This is a genomic window from Microbacterium sp. UBA1097, from assembly GCF_002313585.1.
GTDB lineage: Bacteria > Actinomycetota > Actinomycetes > Actinomycetales > Microbacteriaceae > Microbacterium.
This window is the reverse complement of sequence record NZ_DCBW01000056.1, coordinates 14399-33007: the sequence shown is the minus strand read 5'-3', so window position 1 is coordinate 33007 and position 18609 is coordinate 14399. Positions and strand designations below refer to the sequence as shown.

Annotated in this window: 22 protein-coding genes; 15 read left to right on the top strand and 7 right to left on the bottom strand. The window is 67.5% G+C overall.

The annotated features are described in order from the left end of the window. Positions 1-202: DEAD/DEAH box helicase (locus tag B4F19_RS13280; protein WP_292735627.1), on the top strand; the 202-nt coding region annotated here is incomplete at its 5' end. Between the two features lie 114 nt (positions 203-316). Beyond that, positions 317-1600: an ATP-binding protein gene (locus B4F19_RS13275; protein ID WP_292735624.1), complete on the top strand. Its 1284-nt coding sequence runs from the start codon at positions 317-319 to the stop codon at positions 1598-1600. Positions 1601-1758: 158 nt separating this feature from the next. On the opposite strand, the gene B4F19_RS13270 is transcribed toward B4F19_RS13275, so the two are convergent. The 3 genes from B4F19_RS13270 to B4F19_RS13260 are packed head-to-tail and all read right to left on the bottom strand — an operon-like array spanning position 1759 to position 3986. Next, the gene (locus tag B4F19_RS13270) at positions 1759-2445 is read right to left on the bottom strand and encodes a low molecular weight phosphatase family protein (RefSeq protein ID WP_292735621.1); all 687 of its coding nucleotides are present in this window, start codon (positions 2443-2445) and stop codon (positions 1759-1761) included. 42 nt (positions 2446-2487) lie between these two features. Beyond that, entirely contained in the window at positions 2488-3774 is a 1287-nt protein-coding gene (locus B4F19_RS13265; RefSeq protein WP_292735619.1) for a type II toxin-antitoxin system HipA family toxin, read from the bottom strand. Then, positions 3771-3986, bottom strand: coding sequence for a helix-turn-helix domain-containing protein (locus B4F19_RS13260; RefSeq protein WP_292735617.1), 216 nt, complete (start codon positions 3984-3986; stop codon positions 3771-3773). Before B4F19_RS13260 ends, B4F19_RS13265 begins: the two co-directional genes overlap by 4 nt. Positions 3987-4227: 241 nt before the next feature. Here B4F19_RS13260 and B4F19_RS13255 point away from each other — a divergent pair, with 241 nt between their 5' ends. The 3 genes from B4F19_RS13255 to B4F19_RS13245 are packed head-to-tail and all read left to right on the top strand — an operon-like array spanning position 4228 to position 5451. Continuing rightward, positions 4228-4470: a helix-turn-helix domain-containing protein gene (locus B4F19_RS13255; protein ID WP_292735615.1), complete on the top strand. Its 243-nt coding sequence runs from the start codon at positions 4228-4230 to the stop codon at positions 4468-4470. After that, positions 4467-4616 (top strand): hypothetical protein, encoded by a 150-nt coding sequence (locus B4F19_RS13250; RefSeq protein ID WP_292735613.1) that lies wholly within the window; start codon positions 4467-4469, stop codon positions 4614-4616. Before B4F19_RS13255 ends, B4F19_RS13250 begins: the two co-directional genes overlap by 4 nt. Next, the gene (locus B4F19_RS13245) at positions 4579-5451 is read left to right on the top strand and encodes a HipA domain-containing protein (RefSeq protein WP_292735611.1); all 873 of its coding nucleotides are present in this window, start codon (positions 4579-4581) and stop codon (positions 5449-5451) included. The genes B4F19_RS13250 and B4F19_RS13245 overlap by 38 nt, the downstream gene beginning before the upstream one ends. An 87-nt stretch (positions 5452-5538) precedes the next feature. Here the strand turns inward: B4F19_RS13245 and B4F19_RS13240 are convergent, their stop codons facing one another. Then, a complete protein-coding gene (locus B4F19_RS13240; RefSeq protein ID WP_292735630.1) occupies positions 5539-6150 on the bottom strand; it encodes a low molecular weight phosphatase family protein in 612 nt (203 codons plus the stop codon). A 116-nt stretch (positions 6151-6266) separates the two neighbouring features. Further along, positions 6267-7118 carry a hypothetical protein gene (locus B4F19_RS13235; RefSeq protein WP_292735609.1) on the bottom strand — a complete coding sequence of 284 codons (852 nt, stop codon included), beginning with the start codon at positions 7116-7118 and terminating at the stop codon, positions 6267-6269. 295 nt (positions 7119-7413) lie between these two features. On the opposite strand from B4F19_RS13235, the gene B4F19_RS13230 reads away from it, so the two are divergent. The 7 genes from B4F19_RS13230 (at position 7414) to B4F19_RS13200 (ending at position 12294) form a co-directional block, all read left to right on the top strand. Beyond that, positions 7414-8166, top strand: coding sequence for a CPBP family intramembrane glutamic endopeptidase (locus tag B4F19_RS13230; protein WP_292735607.1), 753 nt, complete (start codon positions 7414-7416; stop codon positions 8164-8166). 91 nt (positions 8167-8257) lie between these two features. Then, positions 8258-8509, top strand: a complete 252-nt coding sequence (locus tag B4F19_RS13225) for a type II toxin-antitoxin system Phd/YefM family antitoxin (RefSeq protein WP_292735605.1) — start codon at positions 8258-8260, stop codon at positions 8507-8509. Further along, on the top strand, positions 8506-8892 hold the full coding sequence (locus tag B4F19_RS13220) for a type II toxin-antitoxin system VapC family toxin (RefSeq protein ID WP_292735603.1): 387 nt from the start codon (positions 8506-8508) through the stop codon (positions 8890-8892). The genes B4F19_RS13225 and B4F19_RS13220 overlap by 4 nt, the downstream gene beginning before the upstream one ends. A 319-nt stretch (positions 8893-9211) precedes the next feature. Continuing rightward, positions 9212-9658, top strand: coding sequence for a 50S ribosomal protein L13 (gene rplM / locus B4F19_RS13215; protein WP_228177219.1), 447 nt, complete (start codon positions 9212-9214; stop codon positions 9656-9658). A 29-nt stretch (positions 9659-9687) separates the two neighbouring features. Beyond that, a complete protein-coding gene (gene rpsI, locus B4F19_RS13210) occupies positions 9688-10170 on the top strand; it encodes a 30S ribosomal protein S9 (RefSeq protein WP_292729292.1) in 483 nt (160 codons plus the stop codon). A 20-nt stretch (positions 10171-10190) separates the two neighbouring features. Next, on the top strand, positions 10191-11555 hold the full coding sequence (glmM, locus tag B4F19_RS13205; RefSeq protein ID WP_292735601.1) for a phosphoglucosamine mutase: 1365 nt from the start codon (positions 10191-10193) through the stop codon (positions 11553-11555). A 388-nt stretch (positions 11556-11943) separates the two neighbouring features. Further along, a complete protein-coding gene (locus B4F19_RS13200; protein WP_292735598.1) occupies positions 11944-12294 on the top strand; it encodes a hypothetical protein in 351 nt (116 codons plus the stop codon). Here B4F19_RS13200 and B4F19_RS13195 read toward each other — a convergent pair. Together B4F19_RS13195 and B4F19_RS13190 are read right to left on the bottom strand one after the other, a co-directional pair. Then, a complete protein-coding gene (locus B4F19_RS13195) occupies positions 12267-13199 on the bottom strand; it encodes a Ppx/GppA phosphatase family protein (RefSeq protein ID WP_292729296.1) in 933 nt (310 codons plus the stop codon). The two genes, B4F19_RS13200 and B4F19_RS13195, sit on opposite strands and share 28 nt — an antisense overlap. A gap of 145 nt (positions 13200-13344) precedes the next feature. Continuing rightward, positions 13345-13995 carry a YdcF family protein gene (locus B4F19_RS13190; protein ID WP_292729298.1) on the bottom strand — a complete coding sequence of 217 codons (651 nt, stop codon included), beginning with the start codon at positions 13993-13995 and terminating at the stop codon, positions 13345-13347. A 74-nt stretch (positions 13996-14069) separates the two neighbouring features. On the opposite strand from B4F19_RS13190, the gene coaA reads away from it, so the two are divergent. The 3 genes from coaA to glmS all read left to right on the top strand — a co-directional run bounded on the left by coaA (position 14070) and on the right by glmS (position 18465). Continuing rightward, positions 14070-15032: a type I pantothenate kinase gene (gene coaA, locus B4F19_RS13185; RefSeq protein ID WP_292729300.1), complete on the top strand. Its 963-nt coding sequence runs from the start codon at positions 14070-14072 to the stop codon at positions 15030-15032. A 155-nt stretch (positions 15033-15187) separates the two neighbouring features. Further along, on the top strand, positions 15188-16513 hold the full coding sequence (locus B4F19_RS13180) for an esterase/lipase family protein (RefSeq protein ID WP_292735595.1): 1326 nt from the start codon (positions 15188-15190) through the stop codon (positions 16511-16513). Between the two features lie 98 nt (positions 16514-16611). Continuing rightward, positions 16612-18465: a glutamine--fructose-6-phosphate transaminase (isomerizing) gene (gene glmS / locus B4F19_RS13175; RefSeq protein ID WP_292735592.1), complete on the top strand. Its 1854-nt coding sequence runs from the start codon at positions 16612-16614 to the stop codon at positions 18463-18465. Positions 18466-18609 lie beyond the last annotated feature (144 nt).

The window sequence follows — 18609 nt, the reverse complement described above, 5'->3', positions numbered from 1 at the left end:
GCAGGCCATCGACCGCGCCCACCGGATCGGTCAGACCAGACCCGTCATCGTCTACCGGCTTGTCTCGAAAGGAACAATCGAAGAAAAGGTCATGGCGCTCAAGACCGCCAAAGCCCAACTGTTCGACCGCGTGCTCGACACCGACGGCGACGCCATCGGTGGCGGACTCTCTGCGGACGACATCCGCAGCCTCGTCGACTGAACCGCCGATCGGTATTAGTCAGACGCGAGAAGAGTCGCGCCCGGCTCTGCGTTTGGTGGCGTGAAAGCGATGCTATCGGTAGCGTAAGGATGCTGCGGATGGTAGTTTAGCCGCGTGGATGGCTACCTTCCTCGGTTGATGGATCAGCAGCTGACCGCTGCGCTCGGTGAGGTGGCAGCGGTAGCCGTCGAGGGTCCGAAGGGAGTCGGAAAGACAGCGGCGGCCACTCGACAAGCCGAGAGCGTCATCCGGTTGGACGATGACTCGCAACGCCAGGCGTTCGAAGCCGACCCCAACCGCATCAGGTCACTCGCGTCGCCGCTGCTCATCGATGAATGGCAGCGATCACCCCAGGCGTGGGACGTTGCTCGCCGATGGGTGGACGACGGCGCGCCGACCGGAAGTGTCATCCTCACCGGGAGCGCGCATCCGCCCGGAGCGGCTGTTCACTCGGGGGCCGGCCGGATCGTTCCGCTTCGTATGCGGCCGCTCTCGCTCGCCGAACGATTCCCCGGGTCGGTGACTGTATCGCTCGGCGACCTGCTGTCGAGCCAAGCGTCAGTCGAGGGCATCAGCAGCGTGGGGTTCCCGGAGTATGTTCGTGAAATCACGGCATCCGGCTTTCCAGGCATCAGATCACTCGCCCCGCGGGGTCAACGACTGCAACTCGACGCCTACATTGAGAACGTGATCCACCGCGAGTTCGCCCAACAGGGTCACGTCGTACGGGCACCCGACACCCTGCGGCGGTGGATGCGTGCTTACGCCGCCGCCACCGCGACCACGGCAAGCTACGCGACGGTGCTCGAGGCGGCCACGCCGGCTGAGGGCGCGAAACCCGCCAAGACGACAGCGATCGCCTATCGAGACGTGCTCTCGTCGCTCTGGCTGTTGGATCCGGTGGAGCCGTGGGTTCCGCGAGGAAATGAACTCGGTCGTCTTTCTCAAGCACCCAAGCACTTCCTCGCCGACCCCGCTCTCGTGTGCCGTTTACTCGAGCTCGACTCTGACGAACTCCTCGGATTCGACGGCGACGGATCGCGAACCTCGGAGTTCTTCGGCTCCGGTTACGGGCCGCTTCTCGGACGACTCTTTGAAGCGCTGGTCGCGCTCAGCCTCCACGCGTATGCATCCCACGCAGAGGCGCGGCTCGGCCACTTTCGCACCCGCAACGGCGACCGGGAAGTCGACTTCATCGTGCAACGAGGACGACGTGTTGTGGCCTTCGAGGTCAAGCTCTCGGCTGCTGTCGACGACTCCGACGTGCGGCACCTGCGCTGGCTTCGTGACCGCCTCGGGCCGCAGCTCGCGGATGCGGCAGTGATCACCACGGGCGAGCTCGCCTACCGAAGGTCGGATGGAATTGCGGTGATCCCGGCTGCACTGCTCGGGGCCTGACCTGAGCTGTCGCGCCTGCATAATCGCGGATCCGCGGGCGCGCGTTACTCAGGCCGGGAGGCGGGCTGTATGACAGGTATCCCGAGAACGGTGAGCGCTTCGGCTCGGCGGCAGGCGTAGGTCACGAAGCCGTCGAGGTATCGAGATAGACCGCCATCTCAGAAACGCTCGTCGTCGCGCAGCGCGTGCAGCTGCGGCGACAGCGAGTCGCCGGGCGCGGGCGGCATCAGCTCGGCGATTGCGCGACGCGAGACGAGAGCGCTGCGGATGACGCGAGCCACTTCCTCCACGGCCGGGAGGAGCTGGCTCATCGAGGTTTCGTAGGTGTTCCAGCTGCGGCCGGCCGGGTCGAGAACGTCATCCTCTGCCGGATCGGCTGGCGCGTCAACAGTGCCGCGGACGCTGATCACCCGCGCGAGGGCAGCCTGGAAGCGGGCCCGGGGGTCGTCGCCGGCATCCGCCCCGGCCTCGTGGAGTTCGGCATCCGTCACGTGCCGTGACAGGCGAGCGAACTCGAGGATCGTGAACGCCTTGCGCAACAGCGACGGGTCGAGTTCGACCACGGCCTTGCGGTGCGCGCGCGTCATCGCCAGCACCAGGTCGCGACCGGCGAGCACCGGCTCGGAAAGACGCTTCGCCTGATGAGCCTCGATCTCTGCCGCCGGGATGCCGAGCTCAGCCGCGATCTCGCACGCGTGCTCGGTCATTGCCTCGCCCGGACGCGGCTGCGTCCCGGCGCTCGCCACCTCGACCGGCAGATCGGCCAGAAGGAGACGCAGGTACAGCTCCGACAGGGGAGAGCGGACGATGTTGCCGGTACAGACGGTGAGGATCTCGATCGGCATGAATCGAGGGTACCTGGGGGCGTTTCGTCTCGCTTCGCTCGCTCACCGAACGCGGACGAGCGGGAGGCGGCGAACGCCTGCCAACGCGGCATCCATCACCGCGACAGCGTCGGGGGCGAGCGTGAAGTCGGCCATGCTGGCTCGAGCAGCCTCGAAAGCTTCGACGAGACCCGATCTGATCTCGTCAACGACTGAGGATGCATCGTTCGGGGGTACACCGAATCGCGACCCCGTGCGGACGAGACCTGCCACAGAGATTCGGTCGAGTGCGTACTCGCCCTCCACGCTCATGGCGCTGCTGATGATCGCGGAGCCATCCCAGTACGCGGCGTACGTCAGCAGATCGTAGAGTGGCGCGAGCCGCACCGAGCGGCCCCTCAGCGTGAGGGAGTAGTTCTTGGCGTGAGCATCCGTGCACCCCGCCACCACGTTGAAGACGAACGCGCGGAAGAACGCGGCGCCGGTCGCCTCGCGATCCGCGACGAGCGGCAGGGAACCGATGAGCTGAGCGATGCTGGCCACGCCCGGTCCCCCGTCGCGTTGCTGGTACTTCTTTGACGGCGGCACGCTGAGCGCCTGGCACATGTCCTCTTGGTGGAGGCGATGCCACCGCCCATCCGTCCGCTGGCGGTCGTATCTCTCGCTGATCAAGACGTTCCAGTCGCCGATACGGCCGAGCCGCGCGGTTGCGACATCACACCCAAGATGAGCCGCTGCGCGCAGAGTGAGTTGCTCAACCACGTCGATGCGGCGGAAGGTACCGACGACCGGCTTGAGGATGTGCGTGGTCGGTTGGCTTCCCTCAGGAACCGCCCAGCGGCCATCCGGCATCCGGAACAACGCGATCTTCGGTTGCGCGCCGGCGATGCTGAAGCGCCCAGCGCCATCCCCGACAGCGACGCCGTCGGTGTACTCGGTAACCACCTGGTCGAGCATCCGAGCCACCTCCGCCTCGGTGACCGGCCGCGCGCTCTGTTCGGCGCGCGCGTCGCTCGCGAGTTCAGCGGGCGGAAGGATCTGTACCGCGCCCGCCGCATCTGCCCCAATGTGCTCGAGGAGCGCGAACGGATTCCCGGGCGCCGCCCCGAAGCGTCGTCCGATCGCCCGGAGCGCCTCGTCGTTGTCGGGGAGCAGCCCCTGGAGCCAGGGGAGCACCACGCGCTTTCGGTGTGTCGACGCACTCAGAGGCATCGCGAGCGACAGGGGAGTCGCATCGTGACGATCTCGGTAGTCGGCGTCATAGGTGAAGCTGACGTTTCCTGCTGCCGACTGGGTGAGCATCCCCGTCGGGATGCCATCCAGATACACCGCCAGTTCGGATGCCGTCACCGCAGCACCTGCCCGGTCGCGAGATCCCGCAGCACGACCTCGTAACCGAGCGCCTGGAAGAGATCGAAGAGCTTCGCTGACTCGACCGTCGGCTTGCCCGACTCGACATCGGCGACGAAGGATCGTGACAATCGCGCTCGTGTGGCGAGGTCTTGCTGTGTCCAGCCCCGTTGCGTGCGCAGCTCTCGCACAACTGCCGACGCGTCGCGCATTGTCAACACTCCGGGCCCCCTGATCAGTCGTGCAGCCGTACGGCTGCACGAGCGGTTGTCGCCGTACGGCTGCATTCTACGTTGTCGCCGTACGGCTACACAAGGCATGGGCTCAGGGTGCTTCGCTCGCGCCTTGCCGTCCCTGACGTCGTTCGGGAATCGGCTGCGCGGTGATTCCCGAAACAACATCAAGGCGGGTATGATGTTGCAGCGGGAATCACCGGCGTCAGGGGGACGTCCCATGCGAGTGCTCATTGACGACCCGAGCGACCTCGGGCGGCTCATCCGTCGCATCCGAGAACAGCACGGGTGGACGCAACGCCGACTCGCCGCAGCTCTCGGGGTCGGCCAACGCTACGTCCACGAACTCGAAACCGGGCGCGCAAAGAGGTTCGACACTCACTACCTGCAGGTGCTCGCCGCACTGGGCGTGCGACTGGTCGCCGAGGTCGACGATTCCGATCCCGCGGCATCCGAATCATGACCGACGCCCTGCCCGTCCGGCTCTATGACACACGCATCGGAACGCTCGAACGCACCGCGCGAGGCGGGGTGGTTCTGCGCTGGTCGCGCGAGGCGATCGACCGGTGGGGTGAGAACTCCCGGGTTCTCAGCGCTCACACGCCGTGACGGATCGTGGTGGCGTGGTAACGGCGTCATCCCCTCGACCCACATCCTCAAGCCCGTCGCGGCCGAATACGCGGCATCCGTCGAGAGCGAGAACTATGCGCTGCAGGTCGCGCGGCACGCCGGGCTTCTCGCATTCGAAACCTGGACCGAAACCATCGCGGGCCGCCCCGTGCTCGTCGTCGAACGCTACGACCGTATCGTCGACGGTGACACTGTTCGCCGCATCCATCAGGAGGATGCCGCGCAAGCGCTGCGACTGCCATGGGGTGGCAACGACAAGTTCGAGCAGAACAACCCCAGCGCCACCCTGCGAGGCATCGCGGGCCTTCTTGACACCGGACGGACCGTCTTCGAGACGCCGTACGCCGACCGGCTACGCCTCGCGCGATACGCAGCGTTCACCGTCGCCGTCGGCAACACAGACGCCCACGCCAAGAACTTCTCTCTGCTGCACGATGATCGGGGGCGAATCACGCTGGCGCCCATCTATGACGCGGCGTCCCTCGCTCTGGCCTACGACGCGACGGATGCCCTCGCCCTGCGGATCAACGGGGTGACACGTCTTCCCGATGTCACGGCTGATGACCTGGTCGCCGAGGCGATCAGTTGGGGTGTGCCGGGCGGCGAGGCCCGGACGGCGATCGATGAGACGCTCGCCGCGATCGTCGAAGCAACACGCGAGGTGCCCGCGCACCCGGCGATCGAGGCGCACGTGCCCGGCTACATCCGCGGGCAGGCCGAGAACCTGCTCGCCGGTCGACCCGCACGGATCTCGTCCACCATTCCGCTCTCGTTGCGTGAACGCATCGGCAGCCCGCAGGATCGGGACGCGTAGAGGCTGCGGCGTCGCGTCGCTCGGGCGGCGGCCGGGAGGGGTCGCTCGTTCAACGACCGGGGGGTCGCTCGGATGGGGGCTGCCTGCTCACCGAACGGGCGCGGCCTCGCGGACGCGGTCGGCGAACGCCGCGGCGGCATCCAGTGCCGGGATCATCTCCGACACCATGCGGGCATAGTGAGAGCGCCGACGCGAGCACTCCGGGTCGAACACGTCATCGAGCGCGGGATCACCCAGCGGATCCATCGTGCCCCGCACCTCGCGCACGAGGTCGATCGCAGCACGCACCCGCGCATTCGGGTCATCGCCGGCACGATCCAGCGCACGCTCGAGCGCATCGTCGTCAACCGCGGCGGAGAGCCTCGCAAACTCACGAATCGTGAACGCGCGCCCGAGAGCGCTGAGATCCATCCGCACGCACACGCTGCGGTGGATCCGCGACGCTCCGAGAATGATGTCGGCGCGCTCGACCATCTCATGGGTGAGCAGCTGCGGACGGTGAGCCTCGGCATCCGCGACCGACAGCCCCAGTGCCTTCGCAGCATCGCGGGCGCGCCGCGTCATCGCGTTGCTGGGCGCCGGATGCGTGCCGGCGCTGTGCACCGTGACCAGCCGATCCGCGAATTTCCGACGCAAATACAACTCGGCAAGGGGTGAACGAATCATGTTCGCCGTACACACCACTAGTACATCGACCATTGATCCCCAGATCTCGTTGGTCCCCACCACGTCGAGTATCGACGCCCCGTCCCCATGCACGCCGACACTACCGAGCTTAGGGCCCGAATGTAAACGGGTGGTTTCGCGCCGCGCTGTCAGCGGGCGGAAACGACGGCGTCGCCGGCCCAGATCCAGGGCACACCGTCGCCGTCCAGGGTGAGCGCGACCGGGGCATCCGTCGGAACGCCCGGGATGCAGGTCGCAGCCCCCGGCTCCGCGACGAGCATCCCGGTGCAGGATGCCGCATCCGCCCGAGCCGTCGTGACCTGGCCGTCACCGGACACTGTCAGCGCCAGGACCCCGGCCTGGCCGAGGGGCGACCAGGTGGCGGCATCCGTCGACTGGGAGGTATCCGACCCGCAGATGACTGCCGTCGTGCCGGCGCCTGTGTGGACTCCGGTCGGTGTCTCGCAGGGGGCGTCGAGTGTGCCGGCAGGGGTCACGACGGCCGCCGGATTCGCGGGATCGATGTAGGTCGACGAGGCGAGGATGTCGCCGTTGGGCTCCCAGAACTGCCCGTCGGTGAAGGTGCGCATGCCCTGCAGCGTGCAATCCGCGCCCATGAGCGCGACCATCTGGCCCTGATCCGCCGCATACGGCGAGAGCGAAAGAATCTGCCCGATTCCGAGATAGCGGGGCGTGACATCCGACCAGGTCTGCCCGGCATCGGTCGAGCGCTCCAGCAGCGGCTCGATCGACCCGCACTGCCCGGCGCTCGCCCGCCACCACACACCGTCGGATGTCGCGAGGAACCGTTGCTTCGCGCCCGTTGCCGCCGCGACCGTCGGCGTCGGCGTCGGGGTGGGAGTCGCGCTCGGGGTCGTGACACCCATCGTCGGGGTGACCCGTGGCGACTCGGTCGGGGGAGGGGTCTGGGTACGCGTGATCGCGAGCCAACTGAGGCCCCCGACGGCGAGGATGAGCACCGTGACGATCGCAATTGACACCCACGTAGGGACAGAGCCCCGGGAGCTGCGTCTTGACGTGCTCGAGCGGTAGGCCACGGCGGTCCTCGCGTGTCGGCTGGTGTACGGCGGGCGGAACAGTGTCCGCTCGCGCTCGCGATGCGGATGAAGGCGTGTGGTTCTGGCGCCGAACCGGCGAGGAATTGCCCCGGCAGGTACCCTGGCGCCTATGACGGAGTCTAGCGCGGCGACAGGACCTTCACCGGAACCAGGGTCGTCGAGGCGCTCGGACTCGACCGCAGCACCCGGATCCTCGCGGCGTTCATCCTCGTCTCAGGTGTCGGATTCGTCGCGGGGATCGAGGCGGCGCGAGCGGGCTGCCCACTCGTGGCGTTCGGGCGGGTCGACTGTCGCTCGCTGGGACGGGGAACTCGTCGGATGGGCAGTGCTGCTGCTCGGTGCCGGCATCCTGCTCGCCACCCTCGCCGACCGGCTCCTGGGCGGCACCCTTGGTTCCGCGCTCTCGCTTGCCGCGCTGTGGGGCGGGATGCTCGCCGCGATCATCCTCGCGTTCGCGCGCTCGCGGCCCCGGATGCTGCTGCGCTTCCATCCGTTCGACCTGCTCTACGGCATCGTGCTCGGCGTCATTCTGCGCTTCACGCAGGGCTTCCTCGAGATCGCCGGCACCGGCACCGCCGTGTGGCCGACAGCAGGGACGATCGATGGGTCACTCCCGGCATCCTTCTGGTTCGACGGCGTGCTCGCGCCGGTCGTGATCGCGCCGCTTCTCGAAGAGTTCTTCTTCCGCGCCGTGCTGCTGGTCGCGATCTTCACGGCGGTCAGACGGATGACGAACTCGCGTTCGTGGGCAGGGTTCGCCGCCATCGCCGTGACGACAGTGCTCTTCATCGGGCTACACCTCGTCTTTGATACCTACACCTGGTGGTCGGTAGCAACCCTCGGACTCGTGGGGATCGTGTGCGCCGGCCTGGTCGTCGCAACCGCGCGGATCTGGGGAGCCGTGCTCACCCACATCGTCTTCAACGGTGTCGCCGTCGGGATGCTGGTCGTCGGCACGATCGGGGCCTAGCCGCATCCTCCCCGGGGGGGCGGTGATGCAGCTCTCCACACCCGCCTGAATCGCCCTGTGCTACGCGTGCTACGGCTGGTACATTCGGGGTATGCCCACCATCAGCCATCGAGAAATGCGCAACAACAGCGCAAACGTGCTGCGCGGTGTGCAAGACGGTGAAACGTATGTCGTGACCAACGACGGCGTTCCCGTCGCCTCGATCGTGCCGAGCGGAGAGCAGGCTGCCGAACTCCCCCTCGTTCGCGCGGCGACAGCATCCGACAGGATCGGATCACTCACTCGACACAGCATCCGGGGGAGCGTCCGCGAGACTCTTGACGAACTGCGATCCGAGCGGTGACGCGGGCGTATATCGATACGTCGGCGGCAGCCAAGCTGGTGATTGACGAGCCCGAGTCAGCGGCGCTAGCCGCGTGGGTCGATGACGGTTCCGTCGAGCTCGTCGCCGGCATGCTGCTCGAGACCGAGTTGCGGCGCGTGGGGGTGCGCCACAGCATCCCGCAGCTGGACATCTCCGCCCTCCTCGATCACGTCGCCCTCTACGGGCTGACACCAGCTGTCTACCGCGAGGCAGGAGTGCTACCCGGCCGTGCCCTGCGCACCCTCGACGCGCTGCATCTGGCATGCGCTGTTCGCCTGGGCGTTGACACCGTTCTCACCTATGACGACCGGTTCGCGGATGCCGCACAGAGCGTCGGTATTCCGGTCACTGCGCCGGTGTAGCGCGCACTCGCGGCCTAGGCCCCCCGGGGGGAGCAACGGCGCACCGTTTGGCACACACGCCGGTGCCGCCCCCCACATCTGCGGAGTGTCGCGGCCGCCGTGCGCCGTTGCGACCGACGGCGGTGCGCCACGGGAGCGGCGTCGACGGTTCGCTTCCTGCATCCGGATGCCGTAAGCTAGTCCTTTGGTGCCTGCCTCACTGCGGCAGATCACCGCGAACGTGAGCCCTCCACTGGCGTGTTCGGCGGCCTTCGGCCTCGGAACCACCCCGGAGCGGGATTCACGAACTCCTCCGTTCGAACCAGAAAGCAGCACTATCGTGACGCGCACATTCACCCCCAAGGCTGGCGAAATCCAGCGCGAATGGCTCGTGATCGACGCCACCGACGTCGTTCTCGGCCGCCTCGCCTCCCACGCTGCAGCGCTCCTGCGCGGCAAGCACAAGGCGACCTTCGCACCGCACGTTGACAGCGGCGACCACGTCATCATCATCAACGCCGACAAGGTTGCCCTCACCGGCCAGAAGCTCGAGAAGAAGATGGCCTACCGCCACTCCGGATACCCGGGCGGCCTGAAGGCCGTCGCGTACAGCGAGCTGCTCGAGAAGAACCCCGTCCGCGCCGTCGAGAAGGCCATCCGCGGAATGCTCCCCAAGAACAGCCTGGGTCGCCAGCAGCTGTCCAAGCTGAAGGTGTACGTCGGTGCCGAGCACCCGCACGCCGCTCAGCAGCCCAAGACATACACGCTCGACCAGGTCGCCCAGTAAGCGCCGGACAGACCCAGAAGGACATACTCGTGGCGAACGACACCACCGCAACCGAGCCCACCAGCTACACCACCGAATCCGCCGTCGACGTCGAGGCCGTTGAGGCTGCACGTCCCGTGCTCAACGTCCCCGGCGCGGCAGTGGGCCGCCGCAAGGAGGCCATCGCGCGCGTGCGCCTGGTCCCCGGCACCGGCACCATCACCGTCAACGGCCGCACGTTCGAGAACTACTTCCCGAACAAGCTGCACCAGCAGCTCGTGACCGACCCCTTCACCCTGCTGAACCTCACCGGCGCCTACGACGTCATCGCCCGCATCCAGGGTGGCGGCCCCTCGGGCCAGGCAGGTGCGCTGCGCCTGGGCATCGCCCGTGCGCTCAACGAGATCGACGCCGAGAACAACCGCCCGGCCCTCAAGAAGGCCGGCTTCCTCTCGCGCGACGCTCGCGTCAAGGAGCGCAAGAAGGCCGGTCTCAAGAAGGCGCGCAAGGCTCCGCAGTACTCGAAGCGTTAATCGCTTCGCCACCGCGCACCATGCCGCTGTTCGGCACGGACGGCGTACGAGGGCTTGCCAACGGCATCCTCACCGCCGATCTCGCGTTGTCCTTGGCCCAGGCGACCGCTGTCGTCCTGGGCCAAGGACGCACCGCTGACGCCCGCCGCGCCGCGGGCAAGCGGCTCACCGCCGTCGTCGCGCGCGACCCGCGCGTCTCGGGGGAGTTCCTCGTCGCCGCCGTTTCGGCGGGACTCGCCTCCTCGGGCGTCGACGTGCTCGACGCCGGCGTCCTTCCGACGCCCGCCCTGGCCTACCTCGTCGGCGATCATGACGCCGACTTCGGGGTCATGGTGTCGGCATCCCACAACCCCGCTCCCGACAACGGCATCAAGATCTTCGCTCGCGGCGGCGTGAAGCTGCCCGACGTCGTCGAGGCGCGCATCGAGGCCGCCATGAGCGGTGAGAAGCTGCAGCCGACGGGCGCCGGCGTCGGTCGGATCAGCCGATTCTCCGATGCCGAGGACCGTTACGTCCTCCACCTCCTGCAGTCCCTGCCGCATCGGCTCGACGGGCTTCACGTCGTGCTCGACTGCGCCCACGGCGCGGCATCCGGTGTCTCGCCCGAGACCTTCTCGGATGCCGGGGCCCGGGTGACTGTCATCGGCGCCGACCCTGACGGTCTCAACATCAACGACGGTGTCGGTTCGACTCACCTCGATCAGCTTGCGGCAGCTGTCGTCGCCCACGGCGCCGACCTCGGCATCGCGCACGACGGCGACGCCGACCGGTGCCTTGCCGTGGACGCTGCCGGCCAGGTCATCGACGGCGATCAGATCATGGCTATCCTCGCCGTCGCGCTCAAAGACCGTGGGGAGCTCACCGACGACACTCTCGTCGCCACGGTCATGAGCAACCTCGGCCTGCATCGTGCGATGGCCGATCACGGCATCCGTGTCGAACAGACCGCCGTCGGCGACCGGTACGTGCTGGAGCGCATGAACGAGGGCGGTTTCGCCCTCGGCGGCGAGCAGTCCGGACACGTCATCATGTCTCGGTTCGCCACCACCGGCGACGGCCTGCTGACGGGGCTGCACCTCATGTCGGAGATGGCCCGGACCGGACGTTCGCTCGCCGAGCTCGCCTCGATCATGACCGTGTACCCGCAGGTGCTTGTGAACGTGCAGGGAGTCGACAGGTCTCTGGTCGCGACAGACGACGCGGTTCAGGATGCCGTCGCCCGCGTCGCCGCGGCACTCGGTCAGTCAGGCCGTGTCCTGCTGCGCCCCTCCGGAACCGAACCGCTCGTTCGGGTGATGGTCGAGGCTGCAGATGCCGAGACCGCTCACGCTCACGCCGAGGCGCTCGCCGACGTCGTGCGCGAACGCCTCAGTCTTCCCGTCTGAGCCGCCCCTCCAGGCATCCGTCCGGCGGCATCCCTCGCCGGCTCGGCGCGTGGCTAACTCCTCAGATCAGTTACGTGAACGGTGCAACCGCGGCGTGATCTGGCTCACACTCCGTCGTCTTTGAGGAGTTAGCCACCGAGAGGCCGCGCGAACTTTCGTGCGCGCGTCGTCGCGGGCATGGGAGCGCTCACAGGCATGCGGCGCATGGGTTCGCGAGATTCGCGCCCACCGCCCCGCGCTCTATCGATGGGAGAAGCTGGGATTTTCCTAGCACCTCGTCGCGCACTACGCGCTCGACGAGACGAGCGGCACGGTAGCCGCCGATAGCTCGGGCAACGGCCACGACGCCGCCTACATCGGCTAACCGACGCTCCTCGGCGCGGAGGGTGTGACACTCGACGGCACCGACGACTACGTCGACCTTCCCGACAACCTCATCGCCGGGCTCGACTCGGTGACCGTCGCAATGGACGTCATCGTCTCGCCCTCGCAGAGCGGCAACTACTTCATTTGGGGATTCGGGAACACCGCGGGCGACGGCTACCTCTATTCGACCGGGAACAACTACCGGGGAGGCATCGCCACGGGCAACTGGACCACGCACGTCCTGGCCGACGCGCCGGCGCCCACGGACCGGCACCGGCGCGCCGAGCACGATCTGCGCTGTTGCACCATCGACCGTGGTGCCGAACTGTCGCGGCAGGTGCCCGATCAGCCCCAGCCCATGGACTCGATGTAGCGGAGCAGCACGCCCTCGCGCAGGGCCCACGGGCTCACCTCGAGCTCTTCGACATCCATCGCGCGCATCGCCTCGTGAAGCACAACCGCACCCGCGACGATCTGGAAGGTCCGATCCGCGGTGATTCCGGGCAGTTCCTGGCGAGCGGATGCCGGAATGCGCGCCAAGCGCGGGATCCACGACCCGAGCGCAGCGCGGGGGAGCATCATCCGTTCGCTGCCCGACCACCCGGGCATCGGGTAGCCGACGAGTTTGGCCAGCGACCGGATCGCCTTGGATGAGCCGACGGTGTGATCAGGTCGGGGGAGCGCACCGAAAGTCTTGGTCAGCGGCTTGAGCGTCTGGCGGGCGTGTGTCCGAAGACGATCGACGGCCTCCTCGCCGGGCGGGTCATCCGGCAGGTAGGCGATCGTCATGCGTCCAGCGCCGAGGGGCACGGATGCCGCTTCATCCGGGAGCTCGTCACTTCCCGCCGCGATCTCCAGAGACCCGCCGCCGATATCGAAGAGCAGGATCTGACCGGCCGACCAGCCGAACCACCGCCGCACCGCGAGGAACGTGAACCGGGCCTCCGAAACGCCCCCGAGAACCTGGAGCGGTTGGCCGAGCGCTGCCTCGATTCGCGCGATCACCTCGGTTCCGTTGGTGGCCTCGCGCACCGCGGAGGTCGCCGTCGCGAGGAACTCGTCGACCTTCTCGCGTTCGGCGACCACGCGGGCTTGTGACACGGCATCCACGAGCGCGGCGATCCCCTCCTCGCTGATCGCGCCGTCGGGCGTGACGTACCTCATGAGGCGCAACACGGATCGGTGGCTCGTGGAGGCGAGTGGGCGGCCGCCGGGGTGAGCGTCGGCGACGAGAAGATGGACGGTATTGGAGCCGATGTCGAGGACGCCCAGACGCACGGGGGTCAGCTTATCGGTGGCTCGGGTAGGCATCCGTGCCCGGTCGTTGTCGTGCCGATTGCAGGATGAACGCCGTGGCCAGTGGCTCAGGTGCGCCACCAATGACGATCGCGCCTGCGTTCGGCCCGGCGCATCAGACGAGGCCTCAGGGCAGGGCGTCGGAGGGCGGTGCCGCACAACCGACGATCCACGCCTTCGCGAAGGCGGCAGTCTGATAGGCGTAGTTGTAGATCCAGCGCGACAGGTTCAGGCTCTCGTCGACGGGGATCACGGTGACGTCGGCATCCGCGCACGCGCCGAAAATGTAGCGCGTACGCAGCACGTGCGGCGTGTAGGTCAACACGATGACGCTCTCATCGTCGGTCGCATAGGCGTCGAGCATCGCTGCTTCCCCCCGCGTCGTGAACGGGTCGGGAGTGCGACAGGTCACATAAGCCCGCCAGCAGTAGGCGAGTTCATCCGCCGAGTCCGGCCCCGATGCCGGCACTGACACCAGGACCTCGTCAGCGATTCCCTGATCGCGCAGGCTCTCGGCATCCGCGATGCGGGTCGCAGTCGGTGGGCCGATCACATAGAGAAGGTCGGCTTTGGGCGCCGCGGGAACTGCCGGGAAGACATACAGGGGAAGCCCGATCACGGCGACCAGAGCGATGATCGCCAGGATGCCGAGAGCGCCGCGGCGCGCCCATCGCGTTCGAGTGAGCATCGACTCGTCGTCCACGCGTGCATCCTCCGTCTCCTCGTGCGGCGACCACAGCGTCGACGTGCTCCGACGAGCGACAGTGTAGTGAGCCATCCAGGACAACTCGGCTGAGGGAAGGACAACTCGGCTGAGGGAAGGACAACTCGCATGGGGGTTACGATGGCCCCGTGCCCAGCGATGCCGCAGCCCTCGACGCCCGCGAGCAACTCAACCCGCAGCTCTACCGTGAGATCCTGCGCCCCGAGTGGGCGAGGCTCGCTGCCGACATGCGTCAGCCGCTCACCGAAACCGAGATCGTGTCGCTTCGCGGCCTTGGGGATCGCCTCGACCTCGACGAAGTGCGCGAGGTGTACCTCCCGCTCAGTCGCCTCCTGAGCCTGTACGCGGGCGCAACCCGGCGGATCGGAGCCGACACCAGCGCGTTCCTGCAGGAAAACGACTCGACCACCCCGTTCGTGGTCGGCGTCGCCGGATCAGTCGCCGTCGGCAAGTCCACCATCGCGCGCCTGCTGCGCGAGCTCATGAGCCGCTGGCTCGACACCCCGCGCGTCGAGCTCGTGACCACCGACGGCTTCCTCTACCCCAACGCGGAGCTCGAGCGCCGCGGCATCATGCACCGCAAGGGCTTCCCCGAGTCCTACGACCGGCGCGCGCTCGTACAGTTCCTCACCGACGTCAAGAGTGGGGCGCCCGAGGTCCGCGCTCCCTTCTACTCCCACATGAAGTACGACATCGTTCCGGATGCCGTCATCACGGTTCGGCGCCCGGATGTCGTCATCGTCGAGGGACTGAACGTGCTCCAGCCGCCGCCCTCGCCCAACGAGGTGGCAGTCAGCGACCTGTTCGACTTCTCCATCTACGTGGATGCCGATCCCGAACACATCACGCAGTGGTTCGTCGACCGCTTCCTCGCTCTCAAACACGGTGCCTTCGCCGACCCGGGCTCGTTCTTCAACGTCTTCTCCGATCTGACCGACGAGACGGCGGTCGAGACCGCCCTCGGGTTCTGGAACGAGATCAACCTGCCGAACCTGATCGAGAACGTCCTGCCCACCAAACATCGGGCGACCCTCGTGCTGCAGAAGGCCGCCAATCACGCCGTCGACCGCGTCCTCCTGCGCAAGGTCTAGCAGCGCGCTGTGCGCCCGAAAGGGGCGCAGATCGGCGGATTCTCCAACCGGCGGGGCATGGGAGCGGTCCCAGCACGGTCAGGGCTTCACCGATATCGCGACACGCCGATCGTCATGGTAAAGATGTTTCATGCGGGGTGGTCATCGGGGGCCGTATGAAAGCTCTGCTCCCTAACGGGCGTGGGCGCTTCTTCGGCGTGACGTTCCTGTCGGCGATTGCGGCAGGGGCGCTGATCGGCGTACCCGCGGTCGCTTCGGCTTCGCCCGGCGACGTGGTCGATTCTGGGGCATCCGTCTCGCGTTTTGTGACCTCCGAACCCGCCGCATCGACCGCCGGCGGCGCGACGAATGCGGCATCCTGCCTCGCCGGAGTGTCGCCCCACCTCGTGCGACTCACCGGCTCCGACGAGGACCCGGTGCAAAACCCCGTCCTGCTCGTGCACGGGTGGCTCAGCACCGCCATGCCGGAGTCGGAGGCGGGACCGAGACCGGTCACGACGAGCACGGGTATCGCCAATTCGCCGTTCTCTCGGCCGGTCGAGTGGTCATCGGGCGGCGACCCCGCCGTCGATCTGCGCTCGCTGCAAGAGCGCCTATCGGAGCTTCCCGACACGTCAGTGTTCGCCTTCGACTACTCCTCCGTGGCCGCACTGTGGGTCGGGCACACGGCGACCGCACCCGCGCTCGCCGGAGCGATCGAGTGTCTCGCCGAGGCGTCAGGCGACACCGTTGACATCGTCGCGCATTCGATGGGAGGGCTCGCGCTTCGCTACGCCCTCGGGGGATCGAACGAGGGCGTAGCCTCGCACGTCGGTCAGGTCATCACCGTCGCGACCCCGAACGAGGGGTCCGAGGTCGCGTCAGTGGTGTCGGTGCTCGGCGATGCGACAGAGTCCCTGTTCTCGTCGGCGTCGGTCATCGCTCAGATCGCCTTGCCCGCGATCGTCGGGATCTGCAACCGTGAGATGGAGTCGGATGCTCGCGTCGGGTGCGACATCCCGCCCAGCGTCCGGACTGTCTTCGCCGTCGCTGGTGACGGCGGCCAGGCGCTTCGAGCGGGTTCGGCCGAGCTCTCGAGTGTGCCTGAGTGGCCGAGCAGTCTGAACGTGCACGCAATCGCCGGCGACTATCGCATCCACCTGACGGCGGGACTCGTGCCCCCAGAGATCTTCACGGCTCTGCGCGACGCAGCTGGCGTGTTCGGTCTGGATCTCGCACCCGCGCTTGACCAGGTGTTCGAGGCGGGGGACGGCATCGTGGAGGTCACTTCAGCGACGGCGGATGCCGACTCCAGCTTCATCGCCCGCTGTGAGGTGACCGTCGACCTCACGACCACCGTCGGGTCGGCGGACTTCGGCGATCTCACCGAGCGATTCGGTGGCATCCCCCCACTTGCGGGGCCGTGTGCGCACGATCGCCTGTTCGAGAACGACGACGTCGCCCGGGATATCGTCGCGACGCTCGGGGCGTCCCGCGGGTAGTGCAGTCGCGACGCTCGGGGCGTCCCGCAGACGGCGCTGTCGCGTATTCCCGGCGGCGGCGCAGGATGAGCGCATCCGCGACCCGTAGCATGTGTGGAATGTGTGGAATCGTCGGATATGTCGGGCCGCGTGAGAGTCAGCCCATCCTCATTGCTGGACTGTCGCGCCTGGAGTACCGCGGCTACGACTCGGCGGGCATTGCCGTCATCGACGGCGACGGCCACCTGGGTATGCGCAAGCGGGCGGGCAAGCTCGGTGTCTTGCGCGATGACCTCTCCGAGCATCCGCTGCCCCCGGGCACGACGGGCATCGGGCACACGCGCTGGGCGACCCACGGTGGCCCCACGGATGCCAACGCCCACCCGCATCTTGCAGACGACGACAAGCTCGCGCTGATCCACAACGGCATCATCGAGAACTTCGCCGCGATCAAGAACGAGTTGCGCGAAGAGGGTTACGAGTTTCGCAGCGAGACCGACACCGAGGTGGCGGCGGTGCTGCTGGGACGCGAGTATCGCGCGCACGGCGGCGACCTCGTCGCCGCGTTCCGGTCGGTCGTCCGCCGCCTCGACGGCGCCTTCACCCTCCTCGCGATGCACCGCGACAACCCGGGCCTCGTCGTCGGCGCCCGCCGCAACTCGCCCCTGGTGATCGGACTCGGCGAGGGCGAGAACTTCCTCGCATCCGACGTTGCAGCCTTCGTCGAGCACACCCGTCAGGCTCTCGCGATCGGGCAGGACGAGATCGTCGCCATCACCCCCGACGGGGTCGAGGTGACAGACTTCGACGGCAACCCGGTCGGCGTCGAGCCGTTCGAGGTGCTGTGGGATGCCGCAGCCGCCGACAAGGGCGGATGGTCATCGTTCATGGCCAAGGAGGTGTCGGAGGAGCCCGAAGCTGTCGCGAACACGGTGCGGGGACGCATCCGTGACGGGGTCGTATCGATCCCCGAACTCGACGGCCTCGACGACCTGTTCGCCGGCATCACCCGTGTCATCGTCGTCGCCTGCGGAACGGCAGCCTATGCGGGCATGGTCGGCAAGTACGCCATCGAGCAGTGGGCGCGGGTGCCGGCCGATGTCGAGCTCGCCCATGAATTCCGCTACCGCGACCCGGTCATCGGGTCCGACACTCTCGTTGTCTCGATCAGCCAGTCCGGCGAGACGATGGACACGCTCATGGCCGTCAAGTACGCGCGCGAGCGCGGCGCCAAGACCCTGTCGATCTGCAACACGCAGGGGGCGACGATCCCGCGCGAGTCGGATGCGATCGTCTACACGCACGCGGGGCCCGAGGTCGCTGTCGCTTCGACCAAGGCGTTCGTCGCGCAGATCACGGCGCTCTACCTGCTTGCACTGCACATCTCGCACGTGCGCGGAACCCTCAGCGACACCGAGATCCGCCAGCAGGTCCTCGAACTCGAGGGTGTTCCCGAGAAGATCGCGCGGGTCCTCGAGGGCGAGCAGGAGCACATCGAGCAGTTCGCGCGGTGGATGGGCGACACCCAGTCGGTGCTCTTCCTCGGACGCCACGTGGGCTACCCGATCGCACTCGAGGGTGCGCTCAAGCTCAAGGAGATCTCCTACATCCACGCCGAGGGCTTCGCGGCCGGCGAGCTCAAGCACGGCCCCATCGCCCTCATCGAGCCGGGTCAGCCGGTCTTCGTGATCGTGCCCTCGCCGCGGCACTCACCGCTGCTGCACTCGAAGGTGGTCTCCAACATCCAGGAGATCCGCGCTCGCGGTGCCCGCATCATCGCGGTCGCCGAAGAGGGGGATGCTGCCGTGCTGCCCTACGCCGACGAGGTGCTGCGCATCCCGCTGGCAGACCCGCTGTTCGAGCCGCTGCTTGCCGTCGTGCCGCTGCACATCTTCGCGATGGGCCTTGCCACGGCCAAGGGGCTCGACGTCGACCAGCCGCGCAACCTCGCGAAGTCCGTCACGGTCGAGTAGTCCCGGCTCGAGGCTTCGGTCGAATACTGCCGCTTCTATCGGATGCTCCGCGCTGCGGCATCCGACCGATGTCGATCGATCCGACCGATGCTGCCGACTGTCTCCTTTGCTCCTCGACTATATAACGTGAGACTGATATAAAGA

Bases quoted from the DNA above. Each gene is read 5' to 3' on its own strand.
- B4F19_RS13270 (WP_292735621.1), bottom strand. From the start codon at position 2,445: ATGCCGATCGAGATCCTCACCGTCTGTACCGGCAACATCGTCCGCTCT.
- B4F19_RS13260 (WP_292735617.1), bottom strand. From the start codon at position 3,986: ATGCGCGACGCGTCGGCAGTTGTGCGAGAGCTGCGCACGCAACGGGGC.
- B4F19_RS13255 (WP_292735615.1), top strand. From the start codon at position 4,228: ATGCGAGTGCTCATTGACGACCCGAGCGACCTCGGGCGGCTCATCCGT.
- B4F19_RS13250 (WP_292735613.1), top strand. From the start codon at position 4,467: ATGACCGACGCCCTGCCCGTCCGGCTCTATGACACACGCATCGGAACG.
- B4F19_RS13240 (WP_292735630.1), bottom strand. From the start codon at position 6,150: ATGGTCGATGTACTAGTGGTGTGTACGGCGAACATGATTCGTTCACCC.
- B4F19_RS13225 (WP_292735605.1), top strand. From the start codon at position 8,258: ATGCCCACCATCAGCCATCGAGAAATGCGCAACAACAGCGCAAACGTG.
- glmM (WP_292735601.1), top strand. From the start codon at position 10,191: ATGCCGCTGTTCGGCACGGACGGCGTACGAGGGCTTGCCAACGGCATC.
- B4F19_RS13190 (WP_292729298.1), bottom strand. From the start codon at position 13,995: ATGGCTCACTACACTGTCGCTCGTCGGAGCACGTCGACGCTGTGGTCG.
- B4F19_RS13180 (WP_292735595.1), top strand. From the start codon at position 15,188: ATGAAAGCTCTGCTCCCTAACGGGCGTGGGCGCTTCTTCGGCGTGACG.
- glmS (WP_292735592.1), top strand. From the start codon at position 16,612: ATGTGTGGAATCGTCGGATATGTCGGGCCGCGTGAGAGTCAGCCCATC.